General features: G+C 72.5%; 15 protein-coding genes. 4 read left to right on the forward strand and 11 right to left on the reverse strand.

Annotated features, from left to right (window positions below):
* Positions 1-43: 43 nt before the first annotated feature.
* From ABZ990_RS13115 to ABZ990_RS13145, 7 genes are all read right to left on the reverse strand, one after another.
* Positions 44-1,054 carry a ketoacyl-ACP synthase III family protein gene (locus tag ABZ990_RS13115; protein ID WP_361229808.1) on the reverse strand — a complete coding sequence of 337 codons (1,011 nt, stop codon included), beginning with the start codon at positions 1,052-1,054 and terminating at the stop codon, positions 44-46.
* A 113-nt stretch (positions 1,055-1,167) separates the two neighbouring features.
* Positions 1,168-2,259, reverse strand: coding sequence for a VOC family protein (locus tag ABZ990_RS13120; RefSeq protein ID WP_361229811.1), 1,092 nt, complete (start codon positions 2,257-2,259; stop codon positions 1,168-1,170).
* 145 nt (positions 2,260-2,404) lie between these two features.
* Positions 2,405-3,190: an SDR family oxidoreductase gene (locus ABZ990_RS13125; protein ID WP_361229814.1), complete on the reverse strand. Its 786-nt coding sequence runs from the start codon at positions 3,188-3,190 to the stop codon at positions 2,405-2,407.
* Between the two features lie 314 nt (positions 3,191-3,504).
* Positions 3,505-4,602 carry an alcohol dehydrogenase catalytic domain-containing protein gene (locus ABZ990_RS13130; protein ID WP_361229817.1) on the reverse strand — a complete coding sequence of 366 codons (1,098 nt, stop codon included), beginning with the start codon at positions 4,600-4,602 and terminating at the stop codon, positions 3,505-3,507.
* A 12-nt stretch (positions 4,603-4,614) separates the two neighbouring features.
* Positions 4,615-5,133, reverse strand: a complete 519-nt coding sequence (locus ABZ990_RS13135) for a hypothetical protein (protein ID WP_361229820.1) — start codon at positions 5,131-5,133, stop codon at positions 4,615-4,617.
* Positions 5,130-6,098 carry a cupin domain-containing protein gene (locus tag ABZ990_RS13140; RefSeq protein WP_361229823.1) on the reverse strand — a complete coding sequence of 323 codons (969 nt, stop codon included), beginning with the start codon at positions 6,096-6,098 and terminating at the stop codon, positions 5,130-5,132. Before ABZ990_RS13140 ends, ABZ990_RS13135 begins: the two co-directional genes overlap by 4 nt.
* A complete protein-coding gene (locus tag ABZ990_RS13145) occupies positions 6,091-7,350 on the reverse strand; it encodes a sedoheptulose 7-phosphate cyclase (protein ID WP_361229825.1) in 1,260 nt (419 codons plus the stop codon). Before ABZ990_RS13145 ends, ABZ990_RS13140 begins: the two co-directional genes overlap by 8 nt.
* Positions 7,351-7,555: 205 nt before the next feature.
* On the opposite strand from ABZ990_RS13145, the gene ABZ990_RS13150 reads away from it, so the two are divergent.
* The 4 genes from ABZ990_RS13150 to ABZ990_RS13165 all read left to right on the forward strand — a co-directional run bounded on the left by ABZ990_RS13150 (position 7,556) and on the right by ABZ990_RS13165 (position 12,631).
* Positions 7,556-8,467 carry an NADP-dependent oxidoreductase gene (locus tag ABZ990_RS13150; RefSeq protein ID WP_361229828.1) on the forward strand — a complete coding sequence of 304 codons (912 nt, stop codon included), beginning with the start codon at positions 7,556-7,558 and terminating at the stop codon, positions 8,465-8,467.
* A 257-nt stretch (positions 8,468-8,724) separates the two neighbouring features.
* Entirely contained in the window at positions 8,725-10,005 is a 1,281-nt protein-coding gene (locus tag ABZ990_RS13155) for an MFS transporter (RefSeq protein WP_361229830.1), read from the forward strand.
* 23 nt (positions 10,006-10,028) lie between these two features.
* On the forward strand, positions 10,029-11,678 hold the full coding sequence (locus tag ABZ990_RS13160) for an FAD-binding oxidoreductase (protein ID WP_361229833.1): 1,650 nt from the start codon (positions 10,029-10,031) through the stop codon (positions 11,676-11,678).
* Between the two features lie 170 nt (positions 11,679-11,848).
* On the forward strand, positions 11,849-12,631 hold the full coding sequence (locus tag ABZ990_RS13165; RefSeq protein ID WP_361229836.1) for an alpha/beta hydrolase: 783 nt from the start codon (positions 11,849-11,851) through the stop codon (positions 12,629-12,631).
* 253 nt (positions 12,632-12,884) lie between these two features.
* On the opposite strand, the gene ABZ990_RS13170 is transcribed toward ABZ990_RS13165, so the two are convergent.
* The 4 genes from ABZ990_RS13170 to ABZ990_RS13185 form a co-directional block, all read right to left on the reverse strand.
* Complete coding sequence (locus ABZ990_RS13170; RefSeq protein ID WP_361229839.1) at positions 12,885-13,334, reverse strand: MarR family transcriptional regulator; 450 nt, start codon at positions 13,332-13,334, stop codon at positions 12,885-12,887.
* A gap of 240 nt (positions 13,335-13,574) precedes the next feature.
* Positions 13,575-14,825 carry an acyltransferase gene (locus tag ABZ990_RS13175; protein WP_361229842.1) on the reverse strand — a complete coding sequence of 417 codons (1,251 nt, stop codon included), beginning with the start codon at positions 14,823-14,825 and terminating at the stop codon, positions 13,575-13,577.
* Positions 14,826-14,953: 128 nt separating this feature from the next.
* The gene (locus ABZ990_RS13180; RefSeq protein WP_361229845.1) at positions 14,954-16,558 is read right to left on the reverse strand and encodes a sugar porter family MFS transporter; all 1,605 of its coding nucleotides are present in this window, start codon (positions 16,556-16,558) and stop codon (positions 14,954-14,956) included.
* 159 nt (positions 16,559-16,717) lie between these two features.
* Complete coding sequence (locus ABZ990_RS13185; RefSeq protein WP_361229848.1) at positions 16,718-17,443, reverse strand: sulfotransferase; 726 nt, start codon at positions 17,441-17,443, stop codon at positions 16,718-16,720.
* Positions 17,444-17,532 lie beyond the last annotated feature (89 nt).

Below are 17,532 nucleotides of genomic sequence, written 5' to 3' on the forward strand. Positions count from 1 at the left end.
GGTCCGCCTCTTTCGCCGTTACGCCTCGTGTCGGCGCCATCGGTCAGCTCCTCTCCAGGACCGCGCACGTCCAGCTGAAGCCCGCGCCGACGCCCACGAGGAGCACCCGGTCGCCGCTCTTCAGGGTGTCGTCCTCCAGGAGCTTGGCGACGCCCGCCGCCTGGTCTCCGGCGCCCAAGTGGCCGACGGTCAGGCCGAATTCCTGGAGGGTGACCTCGGGCTTTATGCCGAGCGGGCCGAGGCACTGGAACTGGGAGAGCCGGGCCCCGAAGAAGGGCACGATCACGACGGCCATCTCCTGGATGTCGCTGCCGGCCTCCGCGAGACAGCTCCTGACCGCCGACATCATGCCTTCCTCGTTGCGCGTGGTGACCTCCTCCGAGGAATACCCGCGCATGAAGCCCTTCTTGCGCGCCACGAGGTCGAGCACCCCGGACTCGGATCCGCTCGCCAGGAACGGTTCGTCGCCCCGGTGCAGCCCCTCCAGCATCGGCTGCGAGTAGGCCGCGGTGGCGATCAGCCGCAGCGGGCCCGGGGTGCGGGACAGCACGACGGCCGTTCCCGCGTCGCCGAACGCGAGGCCCCGGTCGGTGCTCCAGCGGGGGAAGGCCGGGGAGGCGAACCGGTCGCCGGTGGTGACCAGGGCCGCCTTGGTGGAGGGAATCGCGGCGAGCCGGGCCGCCGCGTTCTCCAGGGCGCTCATGCCGCCGTTGGACATCTGGCGCAGCTCGTACGACACGCAGTCGTCGTGACCGAGGATCCGGTCCTGGAGATACGCGGCCGTGTTCCAGAACTCCAGCCCCTGGTACCAGCAGTCGGCGTGGATCAGCAGTCCGACGTCCCTGGGGTCCCGCCCGCTGCGGGCGAGGGCCGTGCGCCCCGCGGCGACGGCGAGTTCGGGCGCGGCGCGCGTGGTGCTCACCGACACGGAGCGCTGTCGGCTCTTCTCCCATTCCTCGACCGGCAACAGCCCTTCCGTCACGGCCTCTTCACCGGTCTGCGACTCCCCGAACTCGGCGGCCGCGCTCTCCACGTAGATCTCGTCCCAGCGCACGCGCGCTCCCCTTCCTGATCCTGATCCTGGTCCTAGGTCCCGTTCCTGTCCGCGCGCCGGCGCGTCCGGTGCTTCCGGGTCCGGTCGGCGCGCGCCCAACACGGGGGAGGTGTCTAGCGGTTGGTCCACTCCGGGCTCGGGCCGAACCGGCGGGAGGCGGTGTGGGCCTCGTACGGCATGCCGGGCGGCATGTTCAGCACCTCCAGCTGGAAGCCGCCGACGCCGCGGAAGTAGACCCAGCGGTCGCCGTGGATCGGTCCGCCGTCCACGATCAGCTGGGGCTCGCCGAGGACTTCGGCACCCTCGATGCCCGCGAGCCAGGCGGCGGCGCGCTCGACGTCCTCGACGAAGAACGCGAAGTGGTGGCCGCCCACGTCGCTGTTGCGGGGGCGCTCCACGCGACCGCCCTCGATCGCGATGGCGCTGAGCTCGACGGTGGTGACGGGGCCGAGCCGGATCGCCGCGGTGTCCTTGTGGAAGGCGCCGGAGGCCGCGTACTGGACGCGGGCCGTCTCCTCGTCCACCGACTCGCCGACGCGGTAGACGAGTTCGCCGCCCATCGGGCCGGTGAAGAAGGCGACGGCCTCGTCCAGGTCGGCGACGGTGTAGCCGACGTGGCCGATGCCGAGGGCGCCGGGCAGGCCGCCCTTCCAGTCGCCGACGGGCCGGTAGACCCGCGCGTCCGTGTCTCCCTCGTACGGCAGCCACGCGGCGAGCTGGCGCAGTTCGACGCGCATGCCCCAGTCGGTGAGGAGGTGGATCCAGCGGTTGCCCTTCGTCGGGCCGTCCTCGTCCGTGCGGGGCTCGCCGAGCACGCGGACACGGCCGGAGCGGCGGGCCGCGTCGAGCGCCTCGTCCAGGTCGCACACGTGGACGCCGATGAGGTGGCCGCCGACGTCGGTGAACTCCGGCGCCTGGGTGTTCTGTTCGGGCGCGGTGTACTGGAACAGCTCCAGGTTGGCGTCCGGTCCGAAGCGCAGCATCGCGATCTGCGCGCTGGCGCGCGGGTGGACGCCGAGCTGGCGGGTCATCCAGTCGCTGCCCGGCTCCTCGACGGGGCCGAGCCGGTAGAGGACCTCGGCGCCGAGCACCGTGGTGCAGAAGTCCACCGCCGTCTCCAGGTCCGCGACGGTGTAGGCGTAGTGGTCGACGTTGCGGGCGGTGGGGATGGCGACGGCCGTGCCGGTCGCGGTGGTGCGGGACATGCTCAGCTCCAAGGTCGGGGCACGCGGGTGCGGAAGCGGGCTGCCGGACGCGGACGGCCGGGACGGGGCGGGCGGGCGGTGCCGGCGGTTCCCCTCGTCGTACGGGAGGGGTCGGCCCCCGGGCCGCGCCGGGGGCCGGGTGGCCTCAGACGGTGCCGGCCCGCGCGGCGTTGGCGACGGCCGCGCTCAGCGCCATGCCGCCGTCGATCAGGATCGAGGTGCCGGTGGTGTACGCGGCGGCGGGCGAGGCCAGGTACGCGACGAGGGCGGCGACCTCGTCCGGGCGGCCGGGGCGGCCCGCGGGGATGGCCGGGCGGGCGATCTCGGCGGCGTCCACGCCCACGGGGACGTTGTTCATCGGGGTGGCGGTCTCGCCGGGGGCCACGGCGTTCACCGTGATGCCGTGCGGGGCGAGGTCGAGCGCCATCGCCTTGGTCAGCGCGCCCAGGCCGCCCTTGGCGGCGCAGTAGGTGCTGCCCTCCCCGATCGGGATGTGCTCGTGGATGCTGGTGATGTTGACGATCCGGCCGCCCCGGCCCTGCTCCAGCATGCGCGCGACGGCGATCTGGCTCAGCCGGAACGGGCTGGTCAGGTTGACGTCGAGGATGCGCTGCCAGTCCTCCAGGGTCTCCTCGACGACGCTCGCGCGCCGGTTCAGGCCCGCGTTGTTGACCAGGACGTCGATGCCGCCGAACGCGTCGATACAGGTGCGCAGGGCCTCGCCGGCGCCCGCCGGGTCGGTCAGGTCGAGCCCGAGGGTCTCGGCCCGTACGCCGTGGCGCGCGGCGATCTTGTCCGCGACCTCCTTCGCGGCGGCGGCCTGCCGCCCGTAACCCACGACGAGGTCGAAGCCGGCCGCGGCGAGCGCCTCGGCCACGGCCACGCCGATGCCCGAACTGGCGCCGGTGACAACGGCGATGGGGCGATTCATGGGTGTGCCCTTTCTGATGGGGACCGGGGAGGCCGGGACGGCCGGAAGGACCGGGGAGAAGCGAGAGGAACCGAGGAAGTGCCGGGAAGGACCGGGACGTTCGTGAAGTTCGTGAAGTGGGGGGGTGGGGGGGTGGGGGTGGGGGTGGGGGGTTGCTTGGTTCGGGGGTTGTTCGGTACCGGGGGATGGTGCGGTGTGGGGGATGGTGCGGGGCGGTGTCCGTACGGGGGGGCGGACCCCGGACGGGCCCCGCGGGTGCCCCTGACGCCCGGGGCAAGGCGTCAGGGGCGTCGGCCCGCGACGTCCGACCCCCTTCAGGAACGGGGGGTCAGCGACAGGGCCACCTTGGGGGCGGCCCGGCGTCCTCTCTCCAGCAGTTCGAACGCCTTGTCGACGTCCGACGGCTCGAAGACGTCGGCGATCATGCCCTTCGCCGTCAGGACGCCGTCCGAGAACAGCCGCAGCGCGCGCTCGTAGTAGTCGAGCCCGTGCCGTACGCCGGTCATGGTGACCCCGCGCAGGACCAGTTCGGAGGCGTCGACGGCCGGCAGCGGATCGCTCGGCACACCGACCGCCGCGATCCGTCCGCCGATGTCGGCGACCCGCAGCGCCTCCAGCAGAGCCGGAACCGCCCCGGACGCCTCGATGACGACGTCGTAGTCTCCGTCGGGCGCCTCGCCGGGCAGGAAGGCGTGTTCCGCCCCCATGCGCAGCGCGGCCCCGATGCCGGCGTCGTCGATCCCCACGACGTCGACCGTGCCCGCCACCCGGCGGGCCATCTGCACGGCCAGCAGACCCATGGTGCCGGTACCGAAGACGAGGACGCGTTCGCCGGGGAAGACCCCGACCTTGTCCATCGCCGCGAGCACCGTGACCGCGGGTTCCGCGAGAGCCGCCGCGAAATCGTCGACGCCCGGCGGAACCTTGGTCAGGGACTGGGCCGGCAGCCGGATGAACTCCGCCGCCGCGCCCTGCTGACCGTAGAGACCGACCTCCTTGAGCTCGGAGCACTCGTTGCGGTGACCCCGCTGACACGCGCGGCAGCCCCCGCAGGAGAGCATGGTCTGTCCGACGACACGGTCGCCGATCTTCAACTGCCGGGAGTACTGGCAGTTTCCGGCGATCGCCACCACGCGTCCGACCCACTCGTGGCCGAACACATGGGGCAGCGTGGCCCGCCCGTCCTGCACGTAACTGGCCGTCCCGTGCAGGAGTTCGAGGTCGGTGCCGCAGATGCCGACCGTGGTGGGAGCCACCAGGACGTACCCCAGCTCGGGTCCCGGTATCTCCAGCTCCACCTGGCCGACCTTGCCCTTGTCCAGGATCGCCGCGGCGCTCATGGACCCGTTCGGCCAGCGGCCGCACAGCAGGTCGTCCGTGGGCGGGAGCACCTTTTCGTGGTGTTCAGCCAAAATATCCCCTCCTCAATCGGCGCCCGCCGAGGTCGCCGGGCGGAAAATCGGGGCCTGCAGGTGCGACGGCAACTCCGGTACGCGCGAAGGCAGTTGGGAGATGACGTCGGCCGGCAGGAGCCGCACCGCGAGCAGGTCGAGTCCTTCGGATCCGGCGGTGAGGCGGACGGCGGCGCGGGCCGCGACGAGCAGCGCGCCACCGGCGCCGAGCGCCCGTACACCTGCGCCGTCGCCGTCCGCGTCACCCGTGTCGCCGGGGCCGTCACCATCGGCGAAGGCTCCCGTGTGCACCGACGCCGACCCGGAGACGGCGTACAGGGCCGCCTCGGTGCCGTGCGACGGGGCGTGCGCCCAGGTGGCGCCGGGACCCAGCCGGATCTGTTCGAAGGACTCGCACTCGCTGTGCAGCATGCCGCGGCGGGAGAGGCACCGCCAGGTGCCTCCGGGGGCACCCTGGGTGCCGGGGGTGCCGGCGTCCAAGGTGCCCGACCGCAGTCGGAGGGAGGGGGAAGCGGGTTCGCTGACGATCACCGGACCGGCTCCGGTTCCGGCAGCGCGGTCGCGGGCGCCGGTGCGACCGCGACCGCGACCTCGGCGTGGAAGAACTCCAGACCCTGCTCGCGGTCCGCGCCGATCCGGGCCCGGGTGCCCAGGGGCAGCGTCACGGCCGTGCCCGGGTGGAGCTCCGCCGTACCGCTGCCGCCCTCGACCCAGCCCGTGCCGGAGAGCACGAACACCATGTGCTCGCACCCCTCGGCCGCCAGCTCGGCGGTGCCCGCGGCGTCGACCGTCCGCAGCGCGATCGAGCGCAGCGGGCCGGTGAAGACCCCGGACGGGGAGACGGAACGCTCGGCTCGCAGATCGTGCAGGCGCGCGGATGACACCGGGGGCTCCTCCGTGGCGGGGACGGGGACGGGGGCGGGGGCGGAAGCGGGGGCGGAAGCATGGGCCGGGGTGGGGACACCGGCGGGGACGCGGGCGGCGAGCGCCCGGTCGAAGCGGGGCGAGCGCATCTCGATGACGAGCCAGTCCAGATCGGTGTCGCCGGTGTTGCGCAGACCGTGCACGGTGCCGAGCCCGGTGAGGATCAGCGTGCCGGGCGCGACCGGGTGGCCCTCGCCGTTCAGATAGATCTCGCCGGTGCCGGAGAGGATGAAGTAGACCTCCTCGGTCCGGGTGTGCAGGTGCTCCCCGCTGACCCCGCCCGGCGGGACGCTCGCCCACTCGACGGCCTCCCAGCCCCCGCGCAGATCCGCGCCGGACGCGAGGGCCTTCCAGCGGGTGAGCCCGGTGGTGCCGTGCACCCCGTGGATGTGGGCGGGGCCGCTGACGTCACCGACGATCACTTCGGCGCCGTACGCCGGCACCGAGGCCATCGGGTCCACCGAGTCCATCGGGGCCATCGGGTCCATGGCCGCACCCATGGACTCCGGTGCCGACTCCGGCGCCGACTCCGATGCCCGCGCCGGGGCGGGGGCGTAGGCCGTCTCAGACATGCTCGGGGCTCCCGGCACGCTGTCCGACGACCTTCAACTCGGAGACGGCGTCGAGCAGTTCCTGCTCGCCGAGGTCGTTGACGAAGGTGACGTCGCCGATGCCGACCGGGAGCGGGAGGCGCTGCATGCCGTCGCGGTGGCGGACGGTGTCGCGCAGCGCCGCCGTGAGGAGTTCCGGCTGGTCGAGCAGGTCGTCCCAGGCGGGCAGTTCGAGCGAGCGCATCACGTCGTACACCCGCTGGGCGTCGACGTCGTCGATCAGCCCGCGGCGCCGGGCGATGGCCGTGGTCAGCGCCATGTCGACACAGACCGCCTCGCCGTGCAGCAGGGCCGGCAACGCGCTCATCTCGACGGTCGGGCTGAAGGTGTGCCCGTAGTCGACCGAGCGCTCCAGCTTGGCCTCCCAGAGGTTGGGCTGGAGTTCCTCCAGCATGCCCTGGATGGCGCGGCGGACGACCTCGCGCGCGGCTTCCTCGCCGCCGTCGGTCTCACCCTGGAACTTCTCGTCGAGGAGCAGCGGTCCGTGGCTCTCCAGGAGATCGAACAGCCGCGCGTCCTTGATCAGGGCGATCTTCAGGATCTCGGCCATGCCGTTGCCGATGTGGCGGCGGCCGACCGTGGCGAGGAAGCTGCGGTCCAGGAGGGTGAGATCGGCCGGGAAGTAGGTGCCGAGCCGGTTCTTGTGCCCGTTGAAGTTGACCCCGGTCTTGGCGCCCACACCCGCGTCGACCAGGCCGATCAGGGTCGTGGGGACGCGGATGAAGGGGGTGCCCCGGCGGTAGAGGCTGCTCGCCAGGCCGACGATGTCCATCAGGACGCCGCCGCCGATGACGATGAGGGGCTCCCGGCGCCGGTCGACGCCGAACGCGTCGAGGTCCTCGACGATCCGGGCGGCGGTCTCGAAGCTCTTGACCGTCTCGTCGGCGGGGACGACGCACAGGGTGTAGTCCACGTCGTGGTAGTCGAAGTAGGCGCGGATCCGGCTGCCGTGCAGCAGGTCCACGTCCGAGTCGATCACCACGAACCGGCGCAGCCGGGTGCCGGGAGCCGCGGCCGGCTCCAGCAGGTCCGTGCGGCCGAAGTCGAACAGGCCGTCGGCGACGCGTACTTCATAGCTGACGGGCTTGGCGGTACGGACCACCCAGGCGTCGATGCGCTCGCTGTAGGCGTACAGACCCGCGCCGGGCTGTGCCGCGACGGTCTGGGTGCGCTCGCTGGGTCGGCCCAGAAGTGCCGAATTGTTCCCGGACACAGATCACCTCAACTGGTTCGGAGAGAGCCTCTCGGGTGCGGAGAGCGGTCTTAATCTATGCATTCTCAAGCAATCAACAGCAAGCCTCGATGGACCATTTTCTGGACTTGGCGAAGTAGAACTCCCTTGTATGCACAGGCAGGAGGCGAGAACCGAACGGCTGCTACGTTCTGCCCGTAATCACATATCTGTAGGAGGCACCTGCGTGCGCGCCAGCACTCTTCCCCGGTACGGGGGCCCCGAAGAGCTCACCGTGGCCGAACTCCCCCGCCCCGCCGCCGGCCCCGGACAGATCCTGGTCAAGGTGGCCGCGGCGGCCGTGAACCCGGTCGACCTCCAGGTCCGTTCGGGCTCCAAGGCCGATCACATCCGCCTCGACTTCCCGATGACCCTCGGCTGGGACCTCTCCGGCACCGTGGAGGAGTGCGGCCCCGGGGTCGACCGCTTCGCCGCCGGGGACCGGGTCGTCGCCATGTCCGCCCAGATGGCCACCGGTGTCGGGACGTACGCGCAGTACGTCGCCCTCGACGCCGCCCTGGCCGCGCCGGCCCCCCGGGAGGCCGAACTCGCCCACGCGGCGGCACTGCCGCTCGGCGGGCTCACCGCCCACCAGGCGCTGGAGGTCCTCGACCCGCCGGCCGACGGCCCGCTGCTCGTCACCGGCGCGACCGGCTCGGTGGGCGGGTTCGCCGTCCAGCTGGCCGTCCACCGGGGCCTGCGCGTGCTCGCCTACGGCCGTCCCGGCGACGCCGAGCGGCTGCGCGCGCTGGGCGCCCACGAGGTGTACTCCAGCGAGCACCCCGTCCCGGCGGGGGCCGCCGCCTCGCTCCTGGAGACCGCCGGCATGCCCGCGGCGATCGCCGGGGTGCGCGACGGCGGGCGCGCCGTCTCGATCGTGCCGACGGCCCCGCCCGTGGCGGAGCGCGGCATCGAGGTGCGCATGTCGTACGTCGAGCAGGACGGGCGGCGTCTCGAAGAGCTGTCCGGCCTGGTCGACAAGGGCGTGCTCACCCTGCGCGTCGCCGAGACGTTCCCGCTGGCCGAGGCCGGCGAGGCGCACCGGCGGCTCGCGGCGGGCGGCGCGCGCGGAAAGCTGCTGATCGACCCCTGGGCCTGACCGGTCCCCGGGCCCGACCCGGCCGGTCCTGACCGGCCTCGGTCGGCCGAGGGTGACCGGCCCTGATCGGCCTCGTGATCACCGCGCCCCGCCCCACCGCCGCGCGGTGATCGCGAACCGGCCGCTCCGGGACGACCGGGTCCCGCCCGACCGCTCCGGAAGCCCCACGCTCCGCCCCACGCCCCGACTCGTGACGCGCCTCGCCGCACCCCCTCCGCGACGCGGCGCGTGACCCGACCCGTGACTTGGAAACAGCCATGCCGTTTGCCCTCTTCCCCTTGATGCTCTGCGTCTTCAGCGTCGGCAGCGCGGAACTGGTCGTGGCCGGTGTCCTGCCCGCCATCGCCGGCGACCTGGACGTCTCCCTGTCCGACGCGGGTCTGCTCGTCACGGCGTACGCGCTCGGCGTCGTGGTCCTCGGCCCGATCGTCACCCTCCTCAGCAGCCGGACTCCCCGCAAGCCGCTGCTGCTCGGCCTGATGGGCCTGTTCACGGCGAGCAACGTGCTCGCCGCGGTGGCCCCGAACTACGGGGTCCTGATGACCGCCCGCGTCCTGTCGGCGATCACCCACTGCACCCTGTTCGCGGTCTGCATCGTCGTGGCCGGCTCGCTGGCGCCGAAGGGCAAGGAGGCGTCCGCGGTCTCCCGGGTCGCCGTCGGCCTCAACCTCGCCACCGTGCTCGGTGTGCCGCTCGGCGTCCTCCTGGAGGAGCACTTCGGGTGGCGGTCGGCGTTCTGGAGCATCGCCGCCCTGAGCCTGATCGCGCTCGCCCTGGTGGCCTGGCTGCAGCCCGCCGTCCCCGTGCCGAGCGACGCCGGAGCCGCCGACGAGCTGCGCGTGCTGCGCAACCGCCGGGTGCAACTCGCCATCGTCATCACCGCGTTGGCGATGGCGGGCGTCTTCACCGCGTACACCTTCGTGAACCCGATCCTCACCGACATCGGCGGCTTCGACCCCAAGGCCGTCAGCTGGCTGCTGCTGCTCGTCGGCTGCGGCTCGCTCGTCGGCAACCTCGTCGGCGGCCGGCTGGCCGACCGGGCGCTGATGCCGTCCCTCGTCGGTGTCCTCGCGGTGCTCGGCGGCGTCCTCGCCCTGATGGCGATCGGCGGCCGGATCGGCTGGCTGCTCGTCGTCCTCCTCGTCGCCTTCGGCGCCGCGTACTTCGCCGTGATGCCGGGCCTCCAGGCGCGGATCCTCACGGCGGCCGGCGACGGAGCCCCCACGCTCGCCGTCGCCATCAACATCGGCGCCTTCAACATCGGCATCGCCTTCGGCGCCTGGTTCGGCGGTCAACTCCTCGGTCTGGACTTCGGGTTGCGGACGGTCATCGCCGCCTCCGCGGTCCTGTCCTGGCTCGCGATGACCGTCGCGGCCAGTGAGCTGCGCAAGGACCGGCGCGCCGCCCGTACCGCCCTCGCCACCGCCACCGCCGGCGCCGGCGCCGGTGTGTCCGCCCCGGCCGGCGTATCCACCACCACTCCGACTCCCGTCCCCGCCACGGCCGTTCCCGCCGCGGCCGACGTCTCCCACGACTGACGACCCACTGAAGGAGTAGCACGATGAGTGAGCTCACCCGGCGCAAGGTCCTGCGGCGTTCCGCCGTGGCGGGCGGTCTGGCCCTCGGCGCCTCGGTCCCGGCCATGGGCCTCGCCCAGGCCGCGCCCGCCCGCCCCCGGCCCACCATGCCCAACGGAGCCCCCGATCTCCCGGCGGTCACCATAAGACCCGCCGACGCCCGCTACCCGGAGCTGATACGCGGCACCAACCAGCGCTGGGTCGGCACCCCCGACTACGTCCGGCTCGTCTCCTCCGCCGACCAGGTCGTCGAGGCGGTACGGGAGGCCGTCGCCGCCGGCAAGCGGGTCGCGGTGCGCAGCGGCGGCCACTGCTACGAGGACTTCACCACCAACTCCGACGTCAAGGTCCTCATCGACCTGTCGCAGCTGACGGACGTGAGCTACGACGCCGACCAGCGGGTCTTCGTGGTGGAGCCCGGCGCCTGGCTGTCCAACGTCTACAGCATCCTGTTCAAGCGCTGGGGCGTCACCTTGCCCGGCGGTTCCTGCCCGTCGGTCGCGGCCGGCGGTCACATCGTCGGCGGCGGATACGGCGCGCTGTCGCGGATGTTCGGGCTCACCGTCGACCATCTGCACGGCGTCGAGGTCGTGACCGTCGCCCAGGACGGCACCGTCCGCAAGGTCGTCGCCACCCGGGACTCCGCCGACGCGAGCCTGCGCGACCTGTGGTGGGCGCACACCGGCGGGGGCGGCGGCAACTTCGGCATCGTCACCAAGTACCTGCTGCGTACGCCCGGCGCGACCGGCACCGACCCGTCGACGCTGCTCCCCCGGCCGCCGTCGGAGCTGCTCACCAGCACCGTCACCTGGTCCTGGGACGGCCTGACGCAGGCCGGCTTCAAGCGGCTGGTGCAGAACTACGGCGACTGGTTCGTCGCCCACGGCGGGCCGGACGCCTCCTGCCTCGACCTGTTCAGCCAGCTCAAGGTCTCCCACAAGTCGGCCGGCGTGATCACCATGGTCACCCAGATCGACGCCACCCGGCCCGGTGCCCAGGCCGACCTCGACGCGTTCATCGCGGCGGTCGGCGCGGGTGTGCCCGTCACCCCGCAGGGTGTCACCCAGCGGCTCCCGTTCCTGCACGCCACCAAGTGGCCGGGCTTCGCGGGCGGCGATCCGACGCTGCGGTTCGAGGACAAGTCCGCCTATATGCGGGCGAGTTTCCCCGACGACCAGCTGACCGCGGCGTACCACCACCTGACCCGCACCGACTACTCCAACTCCGGCGCACTGCTGCTCATCGCCGGCTACGGCGGCCGGATCAACGCCGTCGCGCCGAGCGCGACCGCCGTGGCCCAGCGCGACTCGGTGCTGAAGCTCCAGTACCTCGCGTTCTGGCAGGACCCCGCCGAGGACGCCCGACACCTCGGCTGGGTACGGGAGTTCTACCGGGACGTCTACGCCGCGACCGGCGGCGTGCCCGCGCCGAGCCGTGTCAACGACGGCTGCTTCGTCAACTACGCGGACGTCGACCTCGGCGACCCGGCGCTCAACACCTCGACGACGCCCTGGTACGCGCTCTACTACAAGGACAACTACCCGCGTCTGCAGCGGGTGAAGTCCGCCTGGGACCCGCGCGGCATCCTGCGCCACGCCCAGTCCGTCGAACCGGCCACCCTCCGGACCTCCTGACGCCCGAGGCCCGCCGGGGCCCGTGACGTCCCCGCCCCGGCGGACCCGCGATCCTTCGCGGTCCGCCGGGCCCCCTGACTTCCGCGGCCCGTCCGGCGGGCCGCGGCGCCGCACCGGTCTCCCCCGGCGCGGCATCCCCCACCTGCACGACAGCAAGCTAGGAGAGAGCCATGCCTTTCGCTTCCACGAACGGCTCCAAGGTGGAGTACTTCGAGACCGGCACCGGCCCCGGTCTCGTCCTGGTCCACGGCACGGGCGGCGACGCCGGTACCTACGACCACCTGCGCGACACCTTCAGTGACCGCCGTACCGTCGTCGTCCCCAACTACTCGGGCAGCGGCGCCACCGAGGACGAGGGCGGCCCGCTGACCCTGGACCTGCTCATCGAGCAGATCGGTGCCGCGATCGAGGACAGCAGCGCCGAGGGCCCGGTCGACCTGCTCGGCTGGTCGCAGGGCGCGCTCGCCGTCGCCGCCTTCGCCGCCAAGCACCCGGAGAAGGTGCGCCGTCTGGTGCTGCTCGCCGGCTGGATCAAGAACGACGCCCGCCAGGAGCTGTTCTTCGACCTGTGGGACCGGCTCGACAAGCTCGACCATGAGACCTTCGGCCGCTTCCTCCAGCTGAACGGCTGGACCACCACCCAGGTGAACGCCCTCGGTGTCGCGGGCGTCGAGGAGATGGTCTCGGGCGGCATCCCGTCGGGCATCGGCCGGCAGATCGCGCTCAACCTGGAGCTCGACCTCACCGACCACCTGCCCCGGATCACCGTGCCCACCCTGGTGATCGGCGCCACGCACGACCGGATGATCCCGGTCGCGCACTCCCGTGAGCTGCACGCGGCGATCAAGGGCAGCCGGTACGCCGAGCTGGACGCGGGTCACTTCGCGGTCTTCGAGAAGCCGGCCGAACTGGCCGAGCTGCTCGAGGAGTTCCTGGAGGGCGACGCGGCCTGACGCGTCGGGTCGGGACGGGGCGCGCCGGGCCGGGCGTACGTCATGCCGTACGTATGCCGTACGTATGCCGTACGTATGCCGTACGTATGCCGTACGTATGCCGTACGTATGCCGTACGTACGGCATGGGCCGGGCGCGACCATCCGTACGAGGCCCCGGCGGGGGTGGCGCAGGCCGCCCCCGGCGGGGCTTTCGCGTGGCCGGGTACGGAAGGGGGCGCTTCGACGAGGAGGCGCTTGGAGGGAGCGGCCGCTCAGCGTGCCGGGGTCGCGGGGACGTGCCGCAGCCGGTTGACCAGCGACGCCGTCTCCGGTTCGAAGGCGGCCAGGTCGAGCGCGAGCGCGAGTTCACGGGCGAAGGTGTCCTGCGCCTGCGCGACCAGCTTGCGGCCGTCCGCGGTGAGGTGCGCGAACATCACCCGGCGGTCCTCCTCGCCGACCGTACGGGCGACCAGGCCCTCGTTCTCCAGACGGCCGACCAGCCGGCTCATCGTGGACTGGCTCGACCCCACCGAGTCGGCGAGCTCCTGCATCCGCAGCGCTCCGCGCCCGAGGACGGACAGGGCGGTGAACTCGGAGGCCGTGACGCCGTGTTGGCGCTGGAGCTTCTTGTCGAGCTTCATGCTGACCCCGTTCACCAGGAGCAGGAGCTGCCTCCACAGTTCGAGTTCGCCACTGAGTCGCCCGCGCGCGGCCGTCGCCATGCCGTCTTCACCGTCCTGTCCTCACCTGCGCCCGGACATCGGCCTCGCCGAGGCGGCCCCACGCCTCGCCCTTCCGTACCGGCACAGCAGTGAATACTTGCCTTTGCAAGCATAGGTCAGCACGTGTCCCATGAACAGAGTGTGACGGCCGGAGAAGAGCCGGTGCACCCTCGGTACGGATGCGCCGGCTCGTTCTCGGGCCCGGTCGGTCCGGTCCGGGGTCCGGCCCCGGCCCGGGGATCAGCCGTTGCCCGCCGTCACGGGCCGCTTGGCCCCCTTGGCTCCCTTGGCCCCGTCGACTCCCTTGGCTCCCTTGGCTCCCTTGGCCGCGGCGGGCCGCCGCTCGGACCGGGGCTTGGCGAAGTGCCGCATCATCGGCATCTCGACGCCCTTGTGCAGCAGCCACGCGGCCCCCAGGCACACCGCGAAGTACAGGGCCATGACGCCGAGTCCGCCGGCGAAGCCGAAGTGGCGGGTCTCGCCGATCAGTGAACGCACGTACACCAGCAGCACGTTGTGCACGATGTAGAAGGCGAACGACACCTCACCGAGCCACACCATCACCCGGCCCCGGAACGGCGAGCGCTCCCCGCGCAGGTCGTTGCTCGCGACGGCCGGGATGAGCAGCGCGAACGGGACGAGCGCCGCCGCGTTGAGCCCGAAGAGCCAGGGGGTGGTGTTGGCGATCGCGTACCCGACGACGACCAGGCCGCACGCGGGCAGCATCCCCAGGTTGATCCAGCGGCCGGTCATCAGGATGCGGGCCATCACGATGCCCAGGACGAAGTCGAGGGTGCGCACCGGCGGCAGCATGTAGACGGCCCAGTACTGGATCTCGGAGACCGGGAAGCCGTTGGACATGGTGCCGTTCGGCAGCAGGAGGTAGCCGAGGGCCGGGATCGCGGTGATCACGACGGCGAGCCCGGCGGCCCAGGCCCACAGCCGCTCGGGCCGTATCCGCGCGATCCAGCGGTGCAGCAGCGGGAAGCAGAGGTAGAAGAAGACCTCGCAGGACAGCGACCAGCTGGGCGGGTTGATGCTCAGGTACGTGTGGTACTTCGGGATCCACGTCTGCAGCAGGAGCAGGTTGGGCAGCCACTGCTGCCAGGTCGCGGTGGCCGCCGCGAACAGCACCATCGCGCCGATCCAGCCGGCCACGTGGCTCGGGTAGAGCTTGACGAGACGGCGGCGCCAGAACCGGCGGGGGGTGTCGTTCGGGCGCGCCGAGTACGTCAGTACGAAGCCGCTGAGCAGGAAGAAGAAGGTGACGCCCATCCACCCCGTCTTGCTCGCGGCGGCGTGGAAGAAGTCCGAGACGCCGCCGCTGAAGGGGTTGAGAGGCGGCTCTGTCGTCAGGGACGCGTGGAAGAGGAAGACCATGACCGCGGCGATGAAACGCAGTCCGGTCAGCGAGGGGAGGCGGGTGAAGCCCTCGGGTCTGGGCGTGGGGGCGTGGAGTTCGGTGCGGGGTGGGGCGACGTTCGCCGCCATGGGGACCTCCGGTGGGTCGGGTCGGGTCGGTGAGTGAGGGGTGCGCCCGTACGTGAGCGGGTGGTGGTGGGGGAAGGTGGGGATCTCGGCGGCGACTCACCGCCTCTACTTGCATCCCGATGCAAGAGTCAGTCGTGCGCCACGGGGAGAGGGCCGGGCGCGGGTACGGGTGCCGGTGTCGGCGCGGGCGCCGGTACGGGCGCGGGTACGGGTACGGGTACGGGTGCCGGTGTAGGCGCCGGTACGGACGCGGGTACGGGTGCCGGTGTCGGCGCCGGTACGGACGCGGCGCGGCGTTTCCTGCGGGCCGCCGCCGTTCCCGCCTCCAGGTCCCGCTGGATCGCGTCGAACGAGCGGTTCTTCGTCTCGGGGACCACGCGCAGCACGAACACCAGGGCCGCGACGCAGACCGCCGCGAAGAACCAGAAGACGGCTGCCTCGCCGAGCACATCGGCCGCGGGCAGGAAGAGCTGTCCGACGACGAAGTTGGCCGCCCAGTTGACGAGCGCGCACAGCGCGGCCCCCCGGGCCCGTACGGCGGGCGGGAAGACCTCCGCCGACAGGATCCAGAACACCGGGCCGATGCCGACCGCGAACGCGGACACGTACAGCCCCATGGAGACCAGGCTGACCAGGTGCGAGGCCCCGCCGAACACCCCGTTCAGGGCGAAACCGAGCGGGACGAGCGCCACCGCCATGCCCACCAGCGAGCCCACCAGCAGCGGCTTGCGGCCCGCCCGGTCCACCAGCGGGATCGCGGCGACGGTCATCAGCAGGTTGGCCACGCCGATGGCGACGGAATACATGATCGAGTTGGTGGCCGGCAGGCCCGCCCGGCTCATGATGCTGGGGGCGTAGTAGATGATCGTGTTGATCCCGGCGAACTGCTGCACCGCGCCGATCGTCAGGCCGATCAACAGGGCGCGTCGTACGACGGGTTCGGAGAGCATCCCGCGCGGAGCGGACCGGACCGGCTCGCCGGCCGCCTCGCGCCCTGGCGCCCCGTTCCCGTTCCCGCTCCCGCTCCCGTCCGCCCGCTCGCGCTGCCGCCGGGCCTCCCACACCGGGCTCTCGGGTACGAAGAAGAGGCCGATCAGCATCACGACGGACGGGACCAGGCCCGCGCCGAACATCGCGCGCCAGTCGGCGTCCCCGGCGAACCAGAGGTTGATCAGGTACGAGACCAGGATGCCCGCGGTGAGCATGATCTGGTTCACGGTGATGAGCCGCCCGCGCAGCCGCGCCGGGGCCACCTCGGCCAGGTAGAGCGGGACGAGCGAGGACGCCGAGCCCACGGCGAGCCCGAGGACCACTCGCGCGGCCACCAGGGTCCAGAAGCCGGCCGACACCGTGGCGAGCAGCAGCCCGAGGGTGAAGGTGACGGCGACGGCGATCAGCGTCCGCCGCCTCCCCCACCGGTCGGCGAGCCTCCCGCTCCACAGCGCGCCGGCCGCCGCGCCGAGGAGCAACGAGGAGATCACCGCGCCCTCTTGGAAGGAGGTCAGCTGGAAGTCGTCCTTGAGGAACAGCAGGGCGCCGGAGACGACGCCCGTGTCGAAGCCGAAGAGCAGCCCGCCGAGGACGACGACGCCCACGGTTAGTGTCAACCGCCATGCCGGCAGCCGGAATTCGGGTGGGGCGGGCGGCTCGCTCCCGCCGGATGGCGCGGGTGGTGCGGGTGGCCGCCCGGGCGGCCCTGTCGTCTCGTCGATGTGCACGGTCACCGGTGTCACTCGCTTTCCGAGTACGTGTGGTTCGCCTCTGTCTCGTTCGTTGCCTGGGTCTCTGCTGGTGGCTCTACTTGCGTCTCTGCTGGTGTCTCTGCTTGCCGTTTTCCGTACGAAGAGATCCGGGTGCCCCGAGGGCTCATGTCTCGGGGCACCCGGTCGTACTCACACCCCGTATCTCGCCCGGTAGAGGGCGAATCGGGTGGTCAACTCCCGCCGCGACAGGCCGAATTCGGACGGCTGGAAGAGCCGTGCGCGGCGTGCCTCGCGGGCCGTCCCGTCGACGAAGGTCGACACGACGCGGTCGAACATCGGTGTCGCGGTGACCCCCGCGAAGGCCAGGACGGTCCGCACCTGTCCGGCCGGGTCCGCGAGCAGGTCGGCGAAGCGGACGTCGAGCAGCCGGCCCCGGGGGACGTCGGTCCGGGCCCGCTCGGCCGCCACGACATGGCGCTCGACCCGGTCCGCCCACTCCGGCCCGGCCGGCCGCACCCGGTGGGCCGTGCGCGCGCGCAGGGCCGTGGCGATCCCGGCGCACGCGGCGACGGTGTCCGCCGGGTCGCGGTGCACCTGGATCACCTTGGCGTCGGGATAGACGCGGAGCAGCTGCTTCAGATAGCGGGCGTGGAAGGAGTCGCGCAGCACCAGCCGGGGGGCCGCGATCCGCCAGGTGACCGCCTGGATCTGGGCCCGGTGGAAGGCGTACGCCTCGGTCGTGTCCGCCGTCTCCAGCCACGCGGCGTAGCCGGGCACCCGCCAGTACAGCGTCGCCGCCATGCCGTGGAAGGCGTTGCCGAGCAGCCGGTGGCAGCCGCCGGGGCGGGTGGGGCCGAGGAGCAATCCGGAGCCCCGTCCGGCGGTGGCGCGCGCCGGGTCCCGTACGACGCCCATGGCGCGGTCCAGCGCGGCGCGGCGCTGCCGGAGGCCCGCGGGCCGGGCCGCGGGGGGGGGGGGGGGCGCCCCGGGGGGGGCGGGGGGGC

Origin of the sequence: Streptomyces sp. NPDC046203 (genome assembly GCF_040646255.1) — a bacterium.
Lineage (GTDB): Bacteria > Actinomycetota > Actinomycetes > Streptomycetales > Streptomycetaceae > Streptomyces.